The sequence below is a fragment of the Pseudalkalibacillus hwajinpoensis genome, assembly GCF_015234585.1.
Classification (GTDB): Bacteria; Bacillota; Bacilli; order Bacillales; family Guptibacillaceae; genus Guptibacillus; species Guptibacillus hwajinpoensis_B.
In genome coordinates, this window is the sequence record NZ_JADFCM010000002.1 from 217,509 (window position 1) to 232,704 (window position 15,196).

Sequence of the window (15,196 nt, forward strand, 5' to 3'; positions counted from 1 at the left end):
AAGAAAAAGGATCGAGACAATAGCTCGATCCTTTTATTAATTCTCCTGATATTGCACTGTTTGCATAGTTCCTTCTTTTGCATTGAAAAAAGTAATATGCTTTGATATGGTCTGGTTCTCTAAAATCTCAGATAGATAGCAGCCTAATGTTAAAGTAGCCATACGATTCGTCATAATCCTCTGACGGTCATGAGAAGCGATATTGCTACATGCTACTTCAGAAGGTGCTATTTCATCTTTGTCTTCCATCATTTCAGGGAATACTTCTCCAACAGGCGGCAACAAAGTTTTTTCTTCTAACTTCACTCCGCAAACTACTTGGCCATTCCATCCTGTGGCGTTGTAAATATTCTTTTCTTGCTTTGTCCATTCGGACATGGGACGTCGAGGGAAGTCCTTGGGTACAGAGGAACTGCCATTGCCCGCATCAATTAATATCATTCTATTAACTTCACCAAACAATTGATTCATAATTTGACGTGTATAGTTATTATCCACCGCTCCGATAAGGATGGGAAGGATTAATCTATTCGAATACCCTCCGCTCAAATTGTGATAATCAGTAGTAAATAGACTTAATAAGGTGTCTTTATCTTCTATATATCCCTTCGTATAACTCGCAATTTGTAGATTGTAAGCTGCACGATATCTATTTGCCAAAACAGAAGCTTTGCATTTACCTACGTCCCTTGGTAAGAAAAGCTGGTTGCTTAAATTCTTCTCTTCTACAACATCTGGGTCAGCAATCAAGTAACTTCCGGTTACATTTGTTGAAGATAGTAATTGTGCTATCTGCTGTACAAGAGCTGCTCCTGTGCCTCCCGCTCCCAGCTGTACAATTACTGGGTAGAGGGAGTTATAAGTACGAAGGCCATGATTAAGTAAATCTATTGTGTGGCTCATTTAACCACCTCCACAACAGTTAAGTCATGCTTTATTTGAGACATAGAAAAAGGATTCTCGAAGATCTTCCAGGCATTTAAAACAATATGTTTTTGATTTGTCATATCGAATGTTCTAACTGTTATATCCGGGAAGAACTTTTGTATATTCCCTACGATTGCATAAAGAAGGGGACCTCGTTCACTTTCATTATCCTGTTGAGAAGGGAAAGGTTGCATTGTGTGATGTGAGTGGATCTCCATCACTTTCACCCAATGATTTTCTATTGCTTTCAAAGCGGATATCTCTGGTTGCTCTGTGACAACTACCCAAACAGGATTAGCCAGTTGCTTAGGAATATCCAATGAAAACGATCCGTCATTTGGATGAAAGTATACATCACCATGAACCTCAATACCCAAGTCATCAGATAACTTCTTTGAAATAGCGATGAATTCCTGCAAAATAGGAAAGGGAATTCTCATAAAAGGAGAAGAGGACCCCGTAGTATCGGGCTCCTCTAAACAATTTCCCTTCTTCTTTCCTTGAAGGATTATACTCAACATATTCTTTTTTTCGACAAAAACTACCATTGCTCCAGCATCCATTACAGGATAGCTCTTCTTCAATCGCTTTTTCACTTCTGATTCATCGATCTTTTTGTAAGAGATTTCGCCAGTATCAGTGTCTTTTCTCTCAAGCCCATTAGTAATTTCTTCTACTGAAAAATAATCAGTGATAGGAGACTGTTGAGTATAGAAGAATACTTGAGTTTCTAGATTCAAGTTATATTCTTCTTTCTTCGCAGTCTTAGAAGAAGATGAGCTGTTAGTAGTTGTTGTTTTTCTCGCCTCAGCAAGTTGCTTTTGCGCTTCTTCCGCTTTCTTCTTCCGCTCTTCTTCTTCTCGTTTCTTCTGCTCTGCATACTCGTCGTGAATATCGAACATAGAGAAGATGTTAGTTTGATCTACAGGATTATTGTTATTGGCCATTATAGGTTCCTCCTAAGGAATCAATTTTTTATTTGTCATATCCAATGTGAAAGAAGTCATTAAATGATGCTTTACTGGGAACTAACCAGTCATCATTAAAATCCTTATCTTCCATATCTTTTATCAGTTCTTTCATACTCTTTCCCGTTAGCGTCATAGTTCCGTAATCAGTGCCAAATTCAGCTGCTAAAAACAGAAAATGCATTGTTTCTAGGTGAGTTAAACACTCCACTTTAGGAAATACATTTGTACCCATGCAGATTTCTCCAGAAGAATGATAAACGTTAGGTAAAGGGAAGTAGAATACTTCAGTTTCACTTTGAACGCTTTCAGTACCCTTTACACATATCACTTTTACGTTTACGATACGTTCCGATTCGATCCGATAATTAAATATCATTCGCGGTAATCCTACCATTACTCTTTTACCTTGAAACTCTATCTGCCATTTTTGCTTAGAAACATCAATAAAGACTTCATGGCGACTATGATTTCTAGTGATGTACTTAAAGCAGTTTTTGGGCAACAAAGGAGATTCATATGATACTCCAGATTCCATGGATGAAGTAAGTGCTGCGATGAAATCACTAAACCTCAAAGAATAAGAGTCAATTTCAGCTCCATTCTCATGCTGCTGAACCACTTGTACATGCTCTTGGATACTACGCAACTGATCGGATATCTTTATTAGAAATTCCATTTTCGTCCTCCAATTTTTTCTTTATCTCCTTAGCTTTTAATAAGCAGTTTACTATCACAAAAGCCATCTCATGTAGATCACCTGGAAAGTAAATAGCAACATAGATCCCTGTATTATCCGGGAGAAGTTCATATGATGCTTCCAAGTCTGTAAGGGAGTGGCTCTCAAAACAATCTTTCATTTCTCCTCGATACTTACTTTCTAACACCTCTTTAAAGACAGAATGATGTAATAGAAAGGTATGCTCGGGCTCATGTTCGCTTATTAGGTCTGGATATTTCTCATCTACACTTTTATTATCTGAATCATAAATAGCAGATGATTCTTCCTGGTAACCAAATGATTTCACTTCTTCAAAAAGTTGCACACTACAAGTGTGAAAAATATCGAAGTCTGTATAATACTCAAATTGAATGTCAGTCATAAAAAATTTATTGTCCTTTTTCACATCTACACCAGCATCATGAAAGATCTTCATCATTGCCAGATTAGAAATTGATTTCAAATAGGAATAATGTTCTTCCATTCGCATCTCTAAAAAACTCATTGTAAACCGCTCCTTATTATTAAATAAAAATCTCATCGTCTTCCTGCGTATACAACCGTCCTTTAACATTGTGTAGGTTGAATATGAGTGTTTCGATATCGTTATAAACCATAAAGGCATTCCCTGGATCGCAAACGAAGACTTCACCACCATCATCGTCACAATATCCTTCTATGTTAGCCATTTCATCCAAGGCTGAAATTACGTCCTCGTATGTGAAAGAATCAAAGTCAACACTGGAAACACTAGCATGGTTCCAGATCTCTTTTATAACGACAGCAGTTCCTGGCCTCCGTTTCGACCTAAATTGCTCGGTTAAATCGGCTTTTTTTATTTCTTCCAGAAACTTATCCGTGTTAAATTTCATATTTTACCTCTCCCTTAAAGAAAAGAGGGGAGTATCCCCTCGTGATTAGTAAGTTCTTACTGGCAGAATGAGTTGAACTTCATCTACATCTGATTTTTCGGTTGGTTTCAACAGAAACGGTTTCATATCTCCTTGAAAAAGGAAAGAGACTTCATCACAATCAAAAGCTCGCAATGCTTCAATTAGAAACTTTGCTGAGAAGTTTATCGTGAACTCATCCTCACCTTCAAGCTGGTTATAAATCGTTTCCACACGTCCCTTACCCGTTTGAGCTTGGTGTGAAGAAAGAGCGGCGACACCGTTAACGTGAAGCTTAACAACCCCACCTTTACCGTTATCAGCCACATTCGCAATTTCTTTCACATGCTCAATTGAGTCTAAAAACTCTTTTCTAGCGATTCTCATATCCGCTTTGTAACCCTGGGGAATCAATCTACTCGTATCCGGATAATTCCCATCAAGTAAGCGCGAAAGAAACTTGGTCTGGCCATTCTTAAGTAGTATCATTTGTTCATCAGCAATAAGCTCTACATCCAGTTTAGAATCGAAAATTTTAATGCAATTTTCTAGCGCTTTAGCCGGAACAACTATATTAAATTCCTTCTTGCTTTCTTTCTGATACGATAATTTTCCTAGCCTATGGCTGTCCGTACTGACTAACTCAATACAATCAGATTTAATATTGATTGAGACACCAGTAAGAACAGGTCTAGTTTCGACTTTACTAGTCGCAAAAGCTGTCTTTTTTACAAAGCTTGAAAATCGCTCACCCGACAACACAAGGTGAGGTTGTTTTTCATCCATTTCTGGAAACTTTGGATACTCTTCAGGATCAAGACAATTAAGCTCAAATTCGCTTTTACCTGAAGTAATCGTTGTTTGGAATCCTTCTAATGAGAAAGTAATCTGTTTTCGAGAACGTTTTAGAATATCTAAAAGTTGTCTAGGAATTACCGTTTTACCAGTATCAATTACTGAAACAGATTGACCGTCCACAGGAATAGAGTGAACAATCGTTTCGTCTGCATCAGAACCAGTTAAACGGATTTCATCAACATCTACTTCGAATAGAACCCCTTGTAAAATAGGGAGAGAAGCTTTAGCTGAGACAACTTTACACACCTTATTAAGTCCTTCTACAATCAGATCACGGTTAATTTCAAATTTCATTTTTAATTCCTCCTAAAGGTTTAGTTAAAATAAAAAGCACAAAGAGAGCATGTTTAATCGCTCTTTTGTGCTTTATCCCAAGTTAAGCAGTCTGTCCGGATTGGTAGTCTGCTTTTATTTTGTTTAATACGGTCCCCACATCGTTTTTATTAATATTAAAAAAGAGGTGGAAGATGCCGCTATAATGATCTCTGTGTCCTAATTGATTGACATAGTTAAGGACTGTTTCTTTATCACAATGGTGTTCCAGACCAATTTGAATCAAATCATAAACCGGCCTCAAAGCATCATAATAGTTTTTCATTTCACTAAAGGCAGCCTTTCGAATCTCTTGAGGTAATCTAATTTGATGATTAGGATTAGCCTTGTTGAAGATCCGCACCATAAAATCAGGTTGACTGTTCAAGTCAAGTTGTGGCTCCATCTGATTGAGGTAATTGATCATCTGTCTCAATTGATTATTGCTTACGTCCTGGTTACTCCTGTCCTCTGGTACATTCGTAGTTTGATTTGATGCTGATTGCTTATCATCTTGTCCCTTAACGTCTACTTCAGGCAATGCCCATTTTGGAAGACGTGGAGGAGCGAAATAACCTTTAATTTGAGGAGTATTTCCCTTCGCCTTTTGAAAAACATAAATCGCATCTGGAGTAGGCTTGTTCTTTTTTATTTCAACAAACTCTTCGGAAAGATCGTAAATATATCGACCAATTCCCCACTCCACTGCAGCTCGTTTCATTGCACTTGAAACGCCGCCCTTAGTTGGTTCGATATTGGTTATATCAGCACCATCCCATTTGATACGAGATTTTGTATCTGAATAATGAATTCGTATGCCACAAATTACTCCATTAAGAAGTGGTTTAAATTCATTCTCCCAATTTTCCGGTCCAACAACATCGTCCAGGCGGTTCATAATAGCCCTGTTTTGCAAATAGGCAACTACAATCGCTTTAGGTACCTTATCTTGAATAAAAGTCCTAGAGACACGCCATTCAATGTCCTCAGCAGGAAAAGGAGCAGCTAACCTTTCTTTGATCACGTTTGCTTCCATACAATTTCCACCCATTTAGAAAACACCCTTCTTAAAGTTTTTTTTATCCATCCATCAAAGTTTTTGACACGCAAAAAGGCCTTTGAAGTATCATGATTAAACCTTTCTACGCAGAAATGCGTAAAAAAGTACCATAATGCCTCAAAGGCCTCTAATTGTTTGGTTATAATCCCGCGAACTCAAATAGAGTTGCTCAAAAACTAAAATGTAAATGAATATATTGTAAGTATATATGATGTTTTGAAAATTCTCAATGCAATATAAATTAGTTTATAGATAACTAATTATCTAAACCACAGCATTCAATAAGTCGTCATATCTACTTAATGAATTTTCTAAAGCAATTAGAAAGACATCCACTTTACATGAAATCACAGGCTCTGAAACTTATTTCTTGGTTATTAACAAGGATCATGTAGAGGAATATTTTAAGAATGGTGAAGGTAGAGCAATCTAGTTTTATAGATTATTTGTATTTACAATACCTTTGTTGTGTAAGAAGGTGTGTTATAATTTTGAAAGAATAACTATTAAGTATAAATTAAATACACATAGCGAAGACCGCTAAATACCACAAGTCGTGGGTATTTAGCGGTCTTTTTTGTTTATTTGTAGAAAGGATTGGACCTTCATGATTGATAAATTTGAAGAAATTAAAATAGTAGAAAGCGATGTAGAACGACTAATAATATTAAGAAAACGCTTGGGGAAAAGCCAATATCAATTTTCTAAAGATATAGGGGTTTCCTCAAGTTACTTAGGACAAATTGAAAACTATAAATATCCTTTCACACTAAATTTGAAACAAAAAATCAATAAATTTTTGAGACAGGAGAGGGCGGTTGATGAACGAGATTTATTTAGCAGCTTCAAATAGAACGGAGATAAATCTTCTAGCTAAAGCCATCTACAATAGATCAAAGGATGCAAAAGTCACTGAAGTCGCTACGGAAGACTTTCAAAGGGTTCTTTATGGTGAATATCAATTACTAGTGATATCCCCTGAATATTTAAAGGATCCTTCTTCGATGGACTTTGATAAGTTAGTAGGGAAACAGATTTGCTACTGGCACTCAGATTATATACCTCAAATTGTTAATGAAAAGTTATATGTTTTCCCCGATGTGAAAGCAGCTTATCAGTGGATCTATCAAGGGGAAGCATATAACGATTCTATTGCATTTACACATACTACAAACAACGAAATACTTAAAAAAGGAGAAAAGAAATCATCCGCTCCAGCCCCAAGGAAAAAAGATGATGTTAAAAACGATGAGGAACCAACCAAAAAGGATAATAAAGTTGAAATAAAGAAAAGTAAGTCGGAACAAGAATCAGCTTCTTCAGTAGAAGAGGATGCTAATGAATTTAAACCAGTTTCAGTAAGCGATCCCTATCCCGCATTAGATAATGAGATAAAGGAACGAATCAAAAGTGAAATTCCAGATAACGTGGAAGAGGAATTTGAAGATAAAGATATAACCGAAGAACATCATTCATCTCCACAAACTGATGTTCACTATGAGCACGATCCTTTTTCTGAGAGAGCAGTAAAAATTCGAAAAGAAGCTTTTTCACATGCCAATTGGGATAGGAATAAAACGATCGGAATATGGTCACCTCTTCATCGAGTCGGCGTCACTACACTTATTTTCACGATAGCTTTGCATTTCGGTAAACTCAAGGTTCCCACTGCAGCTGTTGAAGGACTTACAAATAACCAACTATTTAAAACCTTGTTAAGTCAGTATTGTAATGTACCAGAAGGGTGGACTTCATTTTTATCTGCCTTGCAAGATGAGAAAGCTGAAGCTCACAAAGTAGAATGGACATACAATAACGTTCATTGGTTACCAATCGGGGATAGAGATATTGATAAGCATGAGTGGAGTAAAGAGCATATTAAGCATTATCTCCGTAGTGTTAAATACTATGATGTAGTATTTGTAGATTTACCTACAGGAAAAATGGCGCAACATACATTAGATACACTTGAACATCTGGACGAACTGTTCATTTTAATCGACGGTTCCTATCAACAAGTATTAGCATGGAAAACTTATATTCAGTCAGTCATAAAAGAGTACAACATTCCAGTTAATCTTATTTTCATAAAAAAGTACTCTTTCAGTAAACCCCAAAAAATAGCAGAAAAACTGGAACTCCCGCTTCTAACAGTTTTTCCAGATCTATCAGAAGCTATTTATCGAAATTACCACGAGAAAATACCGCTGATTGACCAAAGCGACTCCTACCGCTTATTAGAGAAGCCTCTTACTACTATTACTGAGCATATCCTGGGTGAAGAGTATACGTTTAATCAAAAAGTTCCCATTCTCAAAAGGCTCAAATGGTTTCTCAATTCGTAACGTTCTTGATTCTTTCGATTCCATAGGATATAGTTTAATCATTCAGATTTTACTTTGACTTTTATGGCTACCCTCTTTGGGTTAGCGGGAATGAATGAATCAATAAGCGGTCCTTGGATCGGTAGTAGTGTTCCACACTATTTCTTTTAGTGTGCACACGTCACAAACTACCTCCAAGACCGCTTTTTTGCGTGTCAAAAATGAGGAGGTGTGCGAATTGAATCAAGAACAAATGAAGAAGAAACTAAAATTAATTAAGAAGGTTTTAATGAGTGGAAATGGGTACATTCGGTTAGGATCACATACGAAAGAAAGGCTCTTTAAAAGAGGTTATACAAAAGGAGATTTGGTATGTGGCATCATGACAGGAAGCATTACGAGAGTACAGACTGGTTTCAATCATGCGTTAGGAAGAACAGCTCTTACTTATACCATCGAAGGTCAAGATAGGAGTCATAACCCAGTAGTCGTTATTCTTTCTGAAGAGGGGTCTCACGGATTCTTGATTGTAACTGTCATGCCACCGATTGATCATTCGCGATTTCATGACTGTATTGGTTAACTAAACTATTTAGAGAGGTGTTTTCTATGTTACAGGATATGCGTAGAACGAGAATTAATGGATGGTTTGAGTATTATCGAATTGCATGTCCTATATGTGGTCATACAGGTGGTTGTATGCAACATAAGGACGGAAAAGCTATTGCATGTATTCGTATCCAGAGCGATCGTTACTTCAGCAAAAATTCAAGCCTTCCTTCCTATCTTCACATCTTAGATAGCGAACAACAAAGGAATAGAATTAAAGATTCTCAGGTAGCGCCACAAGGATTGCAGAAGAAAGAGGATACCATATTACAAACTGTCTATTCAACAATGTTAGAATGCTTAGAGTTAACTGATGCTCATTATACTCATTTAACTTCAAAAGACAGGCAGCTAAGTGATGAACAAATTAGAATAAGAGATTATCGCTCTTTTCCAGAACAGCCCTGGAATACCGTTAAAGAAATGCAGGAATTGCTTGGTGTTCAGGGTTTTGAAGGAGTACCAGGATTTTATTTAGCGAAAGGAAAGTTTGGACAATATTGGTCTATAAGTGGTGTAGACGGGATCTTAATCCCTTACAGAAACGTTAGAAACGAAATTGTTGGGTTCCAATATAGACTGGATTCACCTCCTAATGATGTGAAGGTACAGCAAATTCGCGATGGACTTTCTGCTAGGGTCATTAAACAACCCAATCTAGTGCAGGTTACTTACAAAGGAGAAATTGTACTAGAAAAAGAATTTACAATGAAAGAAACTGAAAAAGTAAAATTAGGAGATGATGTGATCGGGTGGGTTACATTAAAGAAGGGTAACCGCTATTATTGGTTAAGCTCAGCTAATAAACCTCAAGGTACCGGTTCTGGAAATCCCGCTCCCGTTCATATCTCAGTTCCAACCAAAAAACTGAGTTCTTGGGAAAGCGGAAAAACGTTAAAAGCTAAAACGGTTTGGCTATCCGAAGGTCCACTGAAAACGGACATTGCAGCGGATTGTATAGAGAAGCTGTTTGATCCCGAAGAAATAGATGTAGTAGGTGATACATTTATTGCTTTACCAGGTGTTAATTCTTGGAGAGTTTGTCTACCCGTTCTAGAACAGATGGAAGTGGAAGAAATAAACTTATGCTTTGATTCAGACGTTGTTAGCAACCCTTTCGTCCGTAAACAACTTATGGAAGCTGCGAAAGAACTTCACAGCCGAGGCTATAGAATGAACATGGTAATCTGGAATGCTAAGGACGGTAGTGGAATAGATAATTTATTCTTGAGATCAAAGCTTCCCCAGCTAAAAAGACTAATGTGATTTCTAAATTGTTGATTTTTCGAAGTCGTGACCAATACTAGTATTTAGACAATGCAAGTAGACAAAAAAATGGTGTCATATTAAATAAGTCTAATAATCATATCAAAAGAGGTACAGCCATCGTTTGCGCTGTGCCTTTTTTAGTGCGCGTATATAAACTTAGCCATGATTGTTGTAAGATAAAGTAAACAGAGTATAAATATTGGAGGTTTAATTATGGAGTTTGAACAGTATAGTACGGAAACTAGACTTAATAATTTGGAAGAGTGGATGACTAAAGGAAAAACAGAATGGGAAGACCTCCAAAAAATATATTACCATTACATAGGAATTGAATCGGACTTATATAATGCTGGTCACTACTTAAGTGAAAAACTAAAAAAATCTCCTTCATCCCACATTGTACATTACAGAACTAAAAACCCAATACACCTTATTGATAAGGTTGTACGCAAAAGAGCAGAGAAGGAAATTGATATAAACCAGGATAACTATTTACAAGAAATTACTGATTTAATTGGAATTCGAGTTATTCATCTTTATAAAGAGGATTGGTTAGAAATTCACAAGTACATAAGCGAGATTTGGACTCCATATGAAACTGCTACTGCTATAATCAGAGAAGGAGATAAATACGATCAATACAAAGAGCATGGCTGTGAAATTAAGGTCAGTAGTGCAGGTTATCGATCAGTTCACTACTTATTAGAAACGAAGCCCTTTAATCAAATCTTTATAGCGGAAGTACAGATTAGAACGATCTTTGAAGAAGCATGGAGTGAGGTAGATCATGATATACGCTATCCGCTTCACACTGACAATGATTTAATAAACGGTTACTTAGTCAATTTTAATCGTATTGCTGGAAGCGCAGACGAATTAAGTAGTTTTTTAAAGCAGTTAAAAGGCCATATTGAAGAAGAAGCTAAAAAACATAAATTAGAACTTGAATCAAAGAATCAAGAAATAGAAAAGCTTAAAAAAGAAATAGAAAAACTGAGTATAGATACTGAAGATAAAAATAAATTAACGGATATGATAGAGGAAATAGGTGAAAAACTATCTTCCACTTTGTGGAATAATAATATTGATCTAAGTCAGTATGATTTTTCTAACAAGGTTAAACTACCAGATTTTGATTTATTTTCAGATCAAGAGAGATTAATTGCTATTCAAGCTAAAAACATTTCCAATAGTGTTGATGACACCTATAAACCACCAGAAGAACATTAAGGTGAGCTAAAAGTTTCTATGGCAACTAATTTACTTAATTTCACCTCTTGCAATTTCCCTTCTATTACAATAAGATAGTAATATACTTCCTGAGAAAAAATTGGAAGTGCTGAAATATTACTTAAAATAATAATTAGTTTAATAGACCGGGAGGCCCCCGAAAATTTAGCAAAATGCTTTCAAAGCATTGGCTAATATTTTCGGGGCCTTTTTTTGTGTCTATGGAAGGAGGTGAAAAGAGTGAGCAGTAAAAAGAAAAATATCTTTGCATTCCTTGCGCTAGTGACGATTCTTGCATTCACTTTTACTTTTACAGGTGGTGATATGGCTAGTGCAGCATCAAATGATCCTTGGGCTGAAGCTGGTATTGAAGATGGCGGTGGATTTGAAGGTAGTGGTGTTTATGGTGATTTAACAAACATCGTATACTTCGTTATGGCACTTGGAGGCTTCTGGATCATTGCAATGCTTGTAATTGGTGGAATGCTTCTAGCTGGATCTAACGGAAACGCTCAGAGACGTACTGCTGGACTAGCAAGTCTTGCGTGTACTTTCTTGGGTGGTTGGGTAATTATGAAAGCTTATACCATTGCCGGTTGGATTAACGGCTTAGGTGGCGGAACAATCTAGCTTCAAAAATAATGACATCTCGAACCCTTACTTAACTCATACTCCTTAATTGATGCCCCTCTATCCAGTAGAGGGGTCTACTTATAGAAAGACGAGGTGATATCGCTTTGAAAAAGGTTACTGTTCCTATTGATATGTCGAGTGAACAAAAGGAAATCTTAGGTCTGATTTCTAAACGTCAACTCATCTATATGATAGCGGGAGGTGGGCTAATTTATTCATATATACCAGTTGTTTATAATCTTATCCCTAACTTCTTTATCGGCGCCGTTATGTGTGTATTCGCTGCCTTACCTGTAGCAGTACTAACAGCAGTGTTAGCTTTCGTAAAAAAGAGTAAGTACCACTTAAACTATGATCATTACTTACTTATTAAATTCAGCTATAAAACACAAATCGGTGTTTGGCGAAAGGGACCTAAATTAACCAAATAGGCTGGAGGAAATTTGATGGAAATTCTTATGATGGCTGTATTAGGCATTATTGTCTACGTAATTGCGCGAATGGCAATGAAGGAACCTATTCTGCCCTGGAAAGATAAGAAATCGCAAGGAACAAAATTTACAAAAAAGCAAGAAAAAAAGAAGAAGCATAATGTAGAGCTGGATGAAGAACCAAGTATCTTTCAAGACCTACTTCATGATGTTAAAGAAATTAAACACCATATGATTCGACACCATGATGACACTTTCATCATGTTTGCTGAAGTAGAACCGGTAAACTATTTTCTTCTGAGTGATAAAGAGCAAGAAGCCATCGATGTAACAATGGAAACCTGGCTCTCGCAAGTTAATTATAATGTAAAACCCTATTTGCAAAATCGCTTCATTGACCTTTCAGATCCTATTGAAGAAATGCGCCAAAACATGATGAAGGCAGAGGATTTACATGAAAATGCCTTAGAGTATGGAAAATCAATGGTGGATGATCTTACTCGTTGGCAGGCGATAGCACCAAGGTATGAAACAAAACGATATCTCATTTTTTCTTATAAAGTCAAAGTTAGTGATATTACAGCAGATGATAAAGAGGAATTCGAAAATAAAATCATTGATAAAGCATTTGCGGAATTATACAGGCGTGTGAATACAGCTAAAAGTCAGCTAAGAAAAGCAAGAATGTACGTTGAATTGCTACCTGATGAAGGAATTCTGGACGTTCTATATCACACTTTTAACAGAAGAAAAGCAGTTCGAAATCGCTTTAAAGATTTTGGAGCAAATGAAATGTTAGCTCTCTACGTTACAGCTGATCAAGATGATACACGCATTGAATTAGTGAAGGAGGCCATTGAAAATGAATTTTCTGAAGAAGAAATCGAACTCAAAGATGAAGAAAAATCCGAACTCGAAGAAGATGAAAAAGCAAGCTAAAAAAGATCACAATTCAGAAGAAGAGATTGATACACAACTTGACACAAAACCAACGACTTGGGATCTTATTGCCCCCGATGGTTTAACAATCAATTCAGAAGATCACGGAGTAATCAAGCAATCTTTAGGAACAAAAACGTATTTCCGACCGTGGTATATCCCAAGAGACGGCTATCCTCGAAAAATGCAGACGAATTGGCTTTATTCTATTACATCTAGTGGGGAAGCGGATGTGATGATAGACATTAATAAAATGCAAAAGTCCGCTGCTATCCGCTCATTGCAAAGACAATTGACCATTCTTCAATCTAACTTAAACTTCCAACGTAAACGGGGCAACATCGATCAGATTAAAGATATTGAAACCAAAATAAATGATACAGAGATTTTAATGGATGAAATCCAATTCTCAGAAAATGATATTTACAACGTTTCGACTATGGGGATGCTCTACGGTTCAAGCGAAAAAGAACTCAATCATTATAGTGAAGCACTAGAGGATGAGATGAGTGGGATGTTCTTCAAACTGGCTACAACATGGAGTCGGATTAGAAAGGGACTTCGAAGTACGATTCCAATTGGACTGAATGAAATCCCTGATGCTCAAAGAAATATCGACAGACGCGCATTAGCTACCTTCTCACCTTTCATTAGTGGTAGTGGAAAGTACATAGGCGGTGTCCCGCTAGGTATAAATAAAATAACCGGACAATTAGAGTTTATTAATAGTTTTGGTACACCTGAAGTACGCCCACAAAACTACAATATCGGTATTACAGGAATACCAGGGAGCGGTAAATCACTTGCTATGAAACTTAAAATTGCTCGTGAGAAAAGCGGGGGGGATGTATGGGCAGCGATTATCGATCCCGAAGCGGAATTTGTGAAGTTAACCAAACGTCTTGGAGGAATCAACCTCAATATAAGTGAGGAAGAAGATATTTGTATTAATCCATGTGCAGTTAGTACGACTGACATTTTACTTGATGATGAAGATGAAGAGCTGGAATGGTTAGAAGAAAGTGATGAAAAAGAACTTGTAGAAAAAGAAGGGAAAATGTATGTCCGATTTGTCCCTCTTAGAGAAAAGCAAAATGAGATCCTTAACTTTTTTGACATCATTGCCAGAGGAAAAGATGGTGAAGACGAGGGACTAGATGTATTTGAGCGCAATTTCCTTGAAGAATCTATTAAAGCAGTTTTTGAGAATGCTGGTTTTACTTCTCATCCTTCTTCACTTTATGAAAATACTGTAGCTGAAATAGATGGACAATTGATCCAGTCTCAAGTGAGAAAGCCTGAACCTACTATTTCGGATATCAATAATCACCTTGTTGAAACATATGGAGAAGATAACAAAGCGGAAAGATTAATAGCGATAATTCGACCATTTCTTAAAGATGGTAGTAAGCCAATATTTGATGGCCAAACCTTCCTGGGTAAAGGAGTAACTCAATCTCTCACAAGTGCTCGGTTAATAAACTTTAATATCAGTCAAATGGAAGAAGGCTTTCTTCGTCCTATTGCCTATCACGTTATTCTTAACTATCTATGGGAGTATTTCGCAAAAGCAAGTGAGAACGCAACAAAGAAAAAGTACATTTATGCCGATGAACTTTGGCAATTTATTGATTCAGAAACAACCGTCACTTTCTTTGAAAAGGTTGCTCGTCGCGCTCGTAAGCGGAACTGCGGTTTATGTTGGGCAACTCAAGATTTTGTCAGGATATTAGAAAACCCAAAATCAAGGGGTATCCTTTCTTCCACCTTTACGATCCTCTTTATGGAGCAAAACAAAATTGATAGAAAGAAAGTTAAAGAGAATTTTGATTTAAGTGATGGGGAGTTAAATATCCTTTTTAACAATCCGGATAAAGGTGAAGGGATTTTGAGGACTGGTAAAAGTTCAGTCTGGTTGCAAACCAATCCTTCAGAAGATGAGTTAACCTTCATTGAGTCAAATGCTGCTGTCCTAGAGCAAATGATGAAACGTAAAAAGATGAAGCAGACGTAAGGAGGCGGTAA

At 36.8% G+C, this 15,196-nt stretch carries 16 protein-coding genes; 9 read left to right on the forward strand and 7 right to left on the reverse strand.

The window, feature by feature from the left end; genetic code table 11:
- Nucleotides 1-36: 36 nt before the first annotated feature.
- The 7 genes from IQ283_RS09070 to IQ283_RS09100 all read right to left on the reverse strand — a co-directional run bounded on the left by IQ283_RS09070 (nucleotide 37) and on the right by IQ283_RS09100 (nucleotide 5,712).
- The gene (locus IQ283_RS09070) at nucleotides 37-903 is read right to left on the reverse strand and encodes a ThiF family adenylyltransferase (protein WP_194219860.1); all 867 of its coding nucleotides are present in this window, start codon (nucleotides 901-903) and stop codon (nucleotides 37-39) included.
- Nucleotides 900-1,874 carry a Mov34/MPN/PAD-1 family protein gene (locus IQ283_RS09075; protein ID WP_194219861.1) on the reverse strand — a complete coding sequence of 325 codons (975 nt, stop codon included), beginning with the start codon at nucleotides 1,872-1,874 and terminating at the stop codon, nucleotides 900-902. The genes IQ283_RS09070 and IQ283_RS09075 overlap by 4 nt, the downstream gene beginning before the upstream one ends.
- A 28-nt stretch (nucleotides 1,875-1,902) precedes the next feature.
- A complete protein-coding gene (locus IQ283_RS09080; protein WP_194219862.1) occupies nucleotides 1,903-2,574 on the reverse strand; it encodes a hypothetical protein in 672 nt (223 codons plus the stop codon).
- On the reverse strand, nucleotides 2,537-3,121 hold the full coding sequence (locus IQ283_RS09085) for a hypothetical protein (RefSeq protein ID WP_194219863.1): 585 nt from the start codon (nucleotides 3,119-3,121) through the stop codon (nucleotides 2,537-2,539). The genes IQ283_RS09080 and IQ283_RS09085 overlap by 38 nt, the downstream gene beginning before the upstream one ends.
- A gap of 19 nt (nucleotides 3,122-3,140) precedes the next feature.
- Nucleotides 3,141-3,488: a hypothetical protein gene (locus IQ283_RS09090; protein WP_194219864.1), complete on the reverse strand. Its 348-nt coding sequence runs from the start codon at nucleotides 3,486-3,488 to the stop codon at nucleotides 3,141-3,143.
- A 45-nt stretch (nucleotides 3,489-3,533) separates the two neighbouring features.
- A complete protein-coding gene (gene dnaN / locus IQ283_RS09095; protein WP_194219865.1) occupies nucleotides 3,534-4,658 on the reverse strand; it encodes a DNA polymerase III subunit beta in 1,125 nt (374 codons plus the stop codon).
- A gap of 82 nt (nucleotides 4,659-4,740) precedes the next feature.
- Complete coding sequence (locus IQ283_RS09100) at nucleotides 4,741-5,712, reverse strand: Rad52/Rad22 family DNA repair protein (RefSeq protein WP_194219866.1); 972 nt, start codon at nucleotides 5,710-5,712, stop codon at nucleotides 4,741-4,743.
- A 631-nt stretch (nucleotides 5,713-6,343) separates the two neighbouring features.
- Here IQ283_RS09100 and IQ283_RS09105 point away from each other — a divergent pair.
- The 9 genes from IQ283_RS09105 to IQ283_RS09145 all read left to right on the forward strand — a co-directional run bounded on the left by IQ283_RS09105 (nucleotide 6,344) and on the right by IQ283_RS09145 (nucleotide 15,185).
- Nucleotides 6,344-6,589 (forward strand): helix-turn-helix transcriptional regulator, encoded by a 246-nt coding sequence (locus IQ283_RS09105; RefSeq protein ID WP_194219867.1) that lies wholly within the window; start codon nucleotides 6,344-6,346, stop codon nucleotides 6,587-6,589.
- A complete protein-coding gene (locus IQ283_RS09110; RefSeq protein ID WP_194219868.1) occupies nucleotides 6,558-8,081 on the forward strand; it encodes a hypothetical protein in 1,524 nt (507 codons plus the stop codon). Before IQ283_RS09105 ends, IQ283_RS09110 begins: the two co-directional genes overlap by 32 nt.
- Nucleotides 8,082-8,298: 217 nt before the next feature.
- On the forward strand, nucleotides 8,299-8,643 hold the full coding sequence (locus IQ283_RS09115; RefSeq protein ID WP_242057306.1) for a DUF4258 domain-containing protein: 345 nt from the start codon (nucleotides 8,299-8,301) through the stop codon (nucleotides 8,641-8,643).
- A gap of 26 nt (nucleotides 8,644-8,669) precedes the next feature.
- Entirely contained in the window at nucleotides 8,670-9,935 is a 1,266-nt protein-coding gene (locus tag IQ283_RS09120) for a DUF3854 domain-containing protein (RefSeq protein WP_194219869.1), read from the forward strand.
- A gap of 216 nt (nucleotides 9,936-10,151) precedes the next feature.
- Nucleotides 10,152-11,168, forward strand: coding sequence for a RelA/SpoT domain-containing protein (locus tag IQ283_RS09125; protein WP_194219870.1), 1,017 nt, complete (start codon nucleotides 10,152-10,154; stop codon nucleotides 11,166-11,168).
- A 240-nt stretch (nucleotides 11,169-11,408) separates the two neighbouring features.
- On the forward strand, nucleotides 11,409-11,798 hold the full coding sequence (locus IQ283_RS09130) for a hypothetical protein (RefSeq protein ID WP_194219871.1): 390 nt from the start codon (nucleotides 11,409-11,411) through the stop codon (nucleotides 11,796-11,798).
- A gap of 107 nt (nucleotides 11,799-11,905) precedes the next feature.
- The gene (locus IQ283_RS09135) at nucleotides 11,906-12,232 is read left to right on the forward strand and encodes a PrgI family protein (RefSeq protein WP_194219872.1); all 327 of its coding nucleotides are present in this window, start codon (nucleotides 11,906-11,908) and stop codon (nucleotides 12,230-12,232) included.
- 15 nt (nucleotides 12,233-12,247) lie between these two features.
- On the forward strand, nucleotides 12,248-13,171 hold the full coding sequence (locus IQ283_RS09140; protein WP_242057307.1) for a hypothetical protein: 924 nt from the start codon (nucleotides 12,248-12,250) through the stop codon (nucleotides 13,169-13,171).
- Nucleotides 13,095-15,185 carry a VirB4 family type IV secretion system protein gene (locus IQ283_RS09145; protein WP_194219874.1) on the forward strand — a complete coding sequence of 697 codons (2,091 nt, stop codon included), beginning with the start codon at nucleotides 13,095-13,097 and terminating at the stop codon, nucleotides 15,183-15,185. The genes IQ283_RS09140 and IQ283_RS09145 overlap by 77 nt, the downstream gene beginning before the upstream one ends.
- Nucleotides 15,186-15,196: the final 11 nt, after the last annotated feature.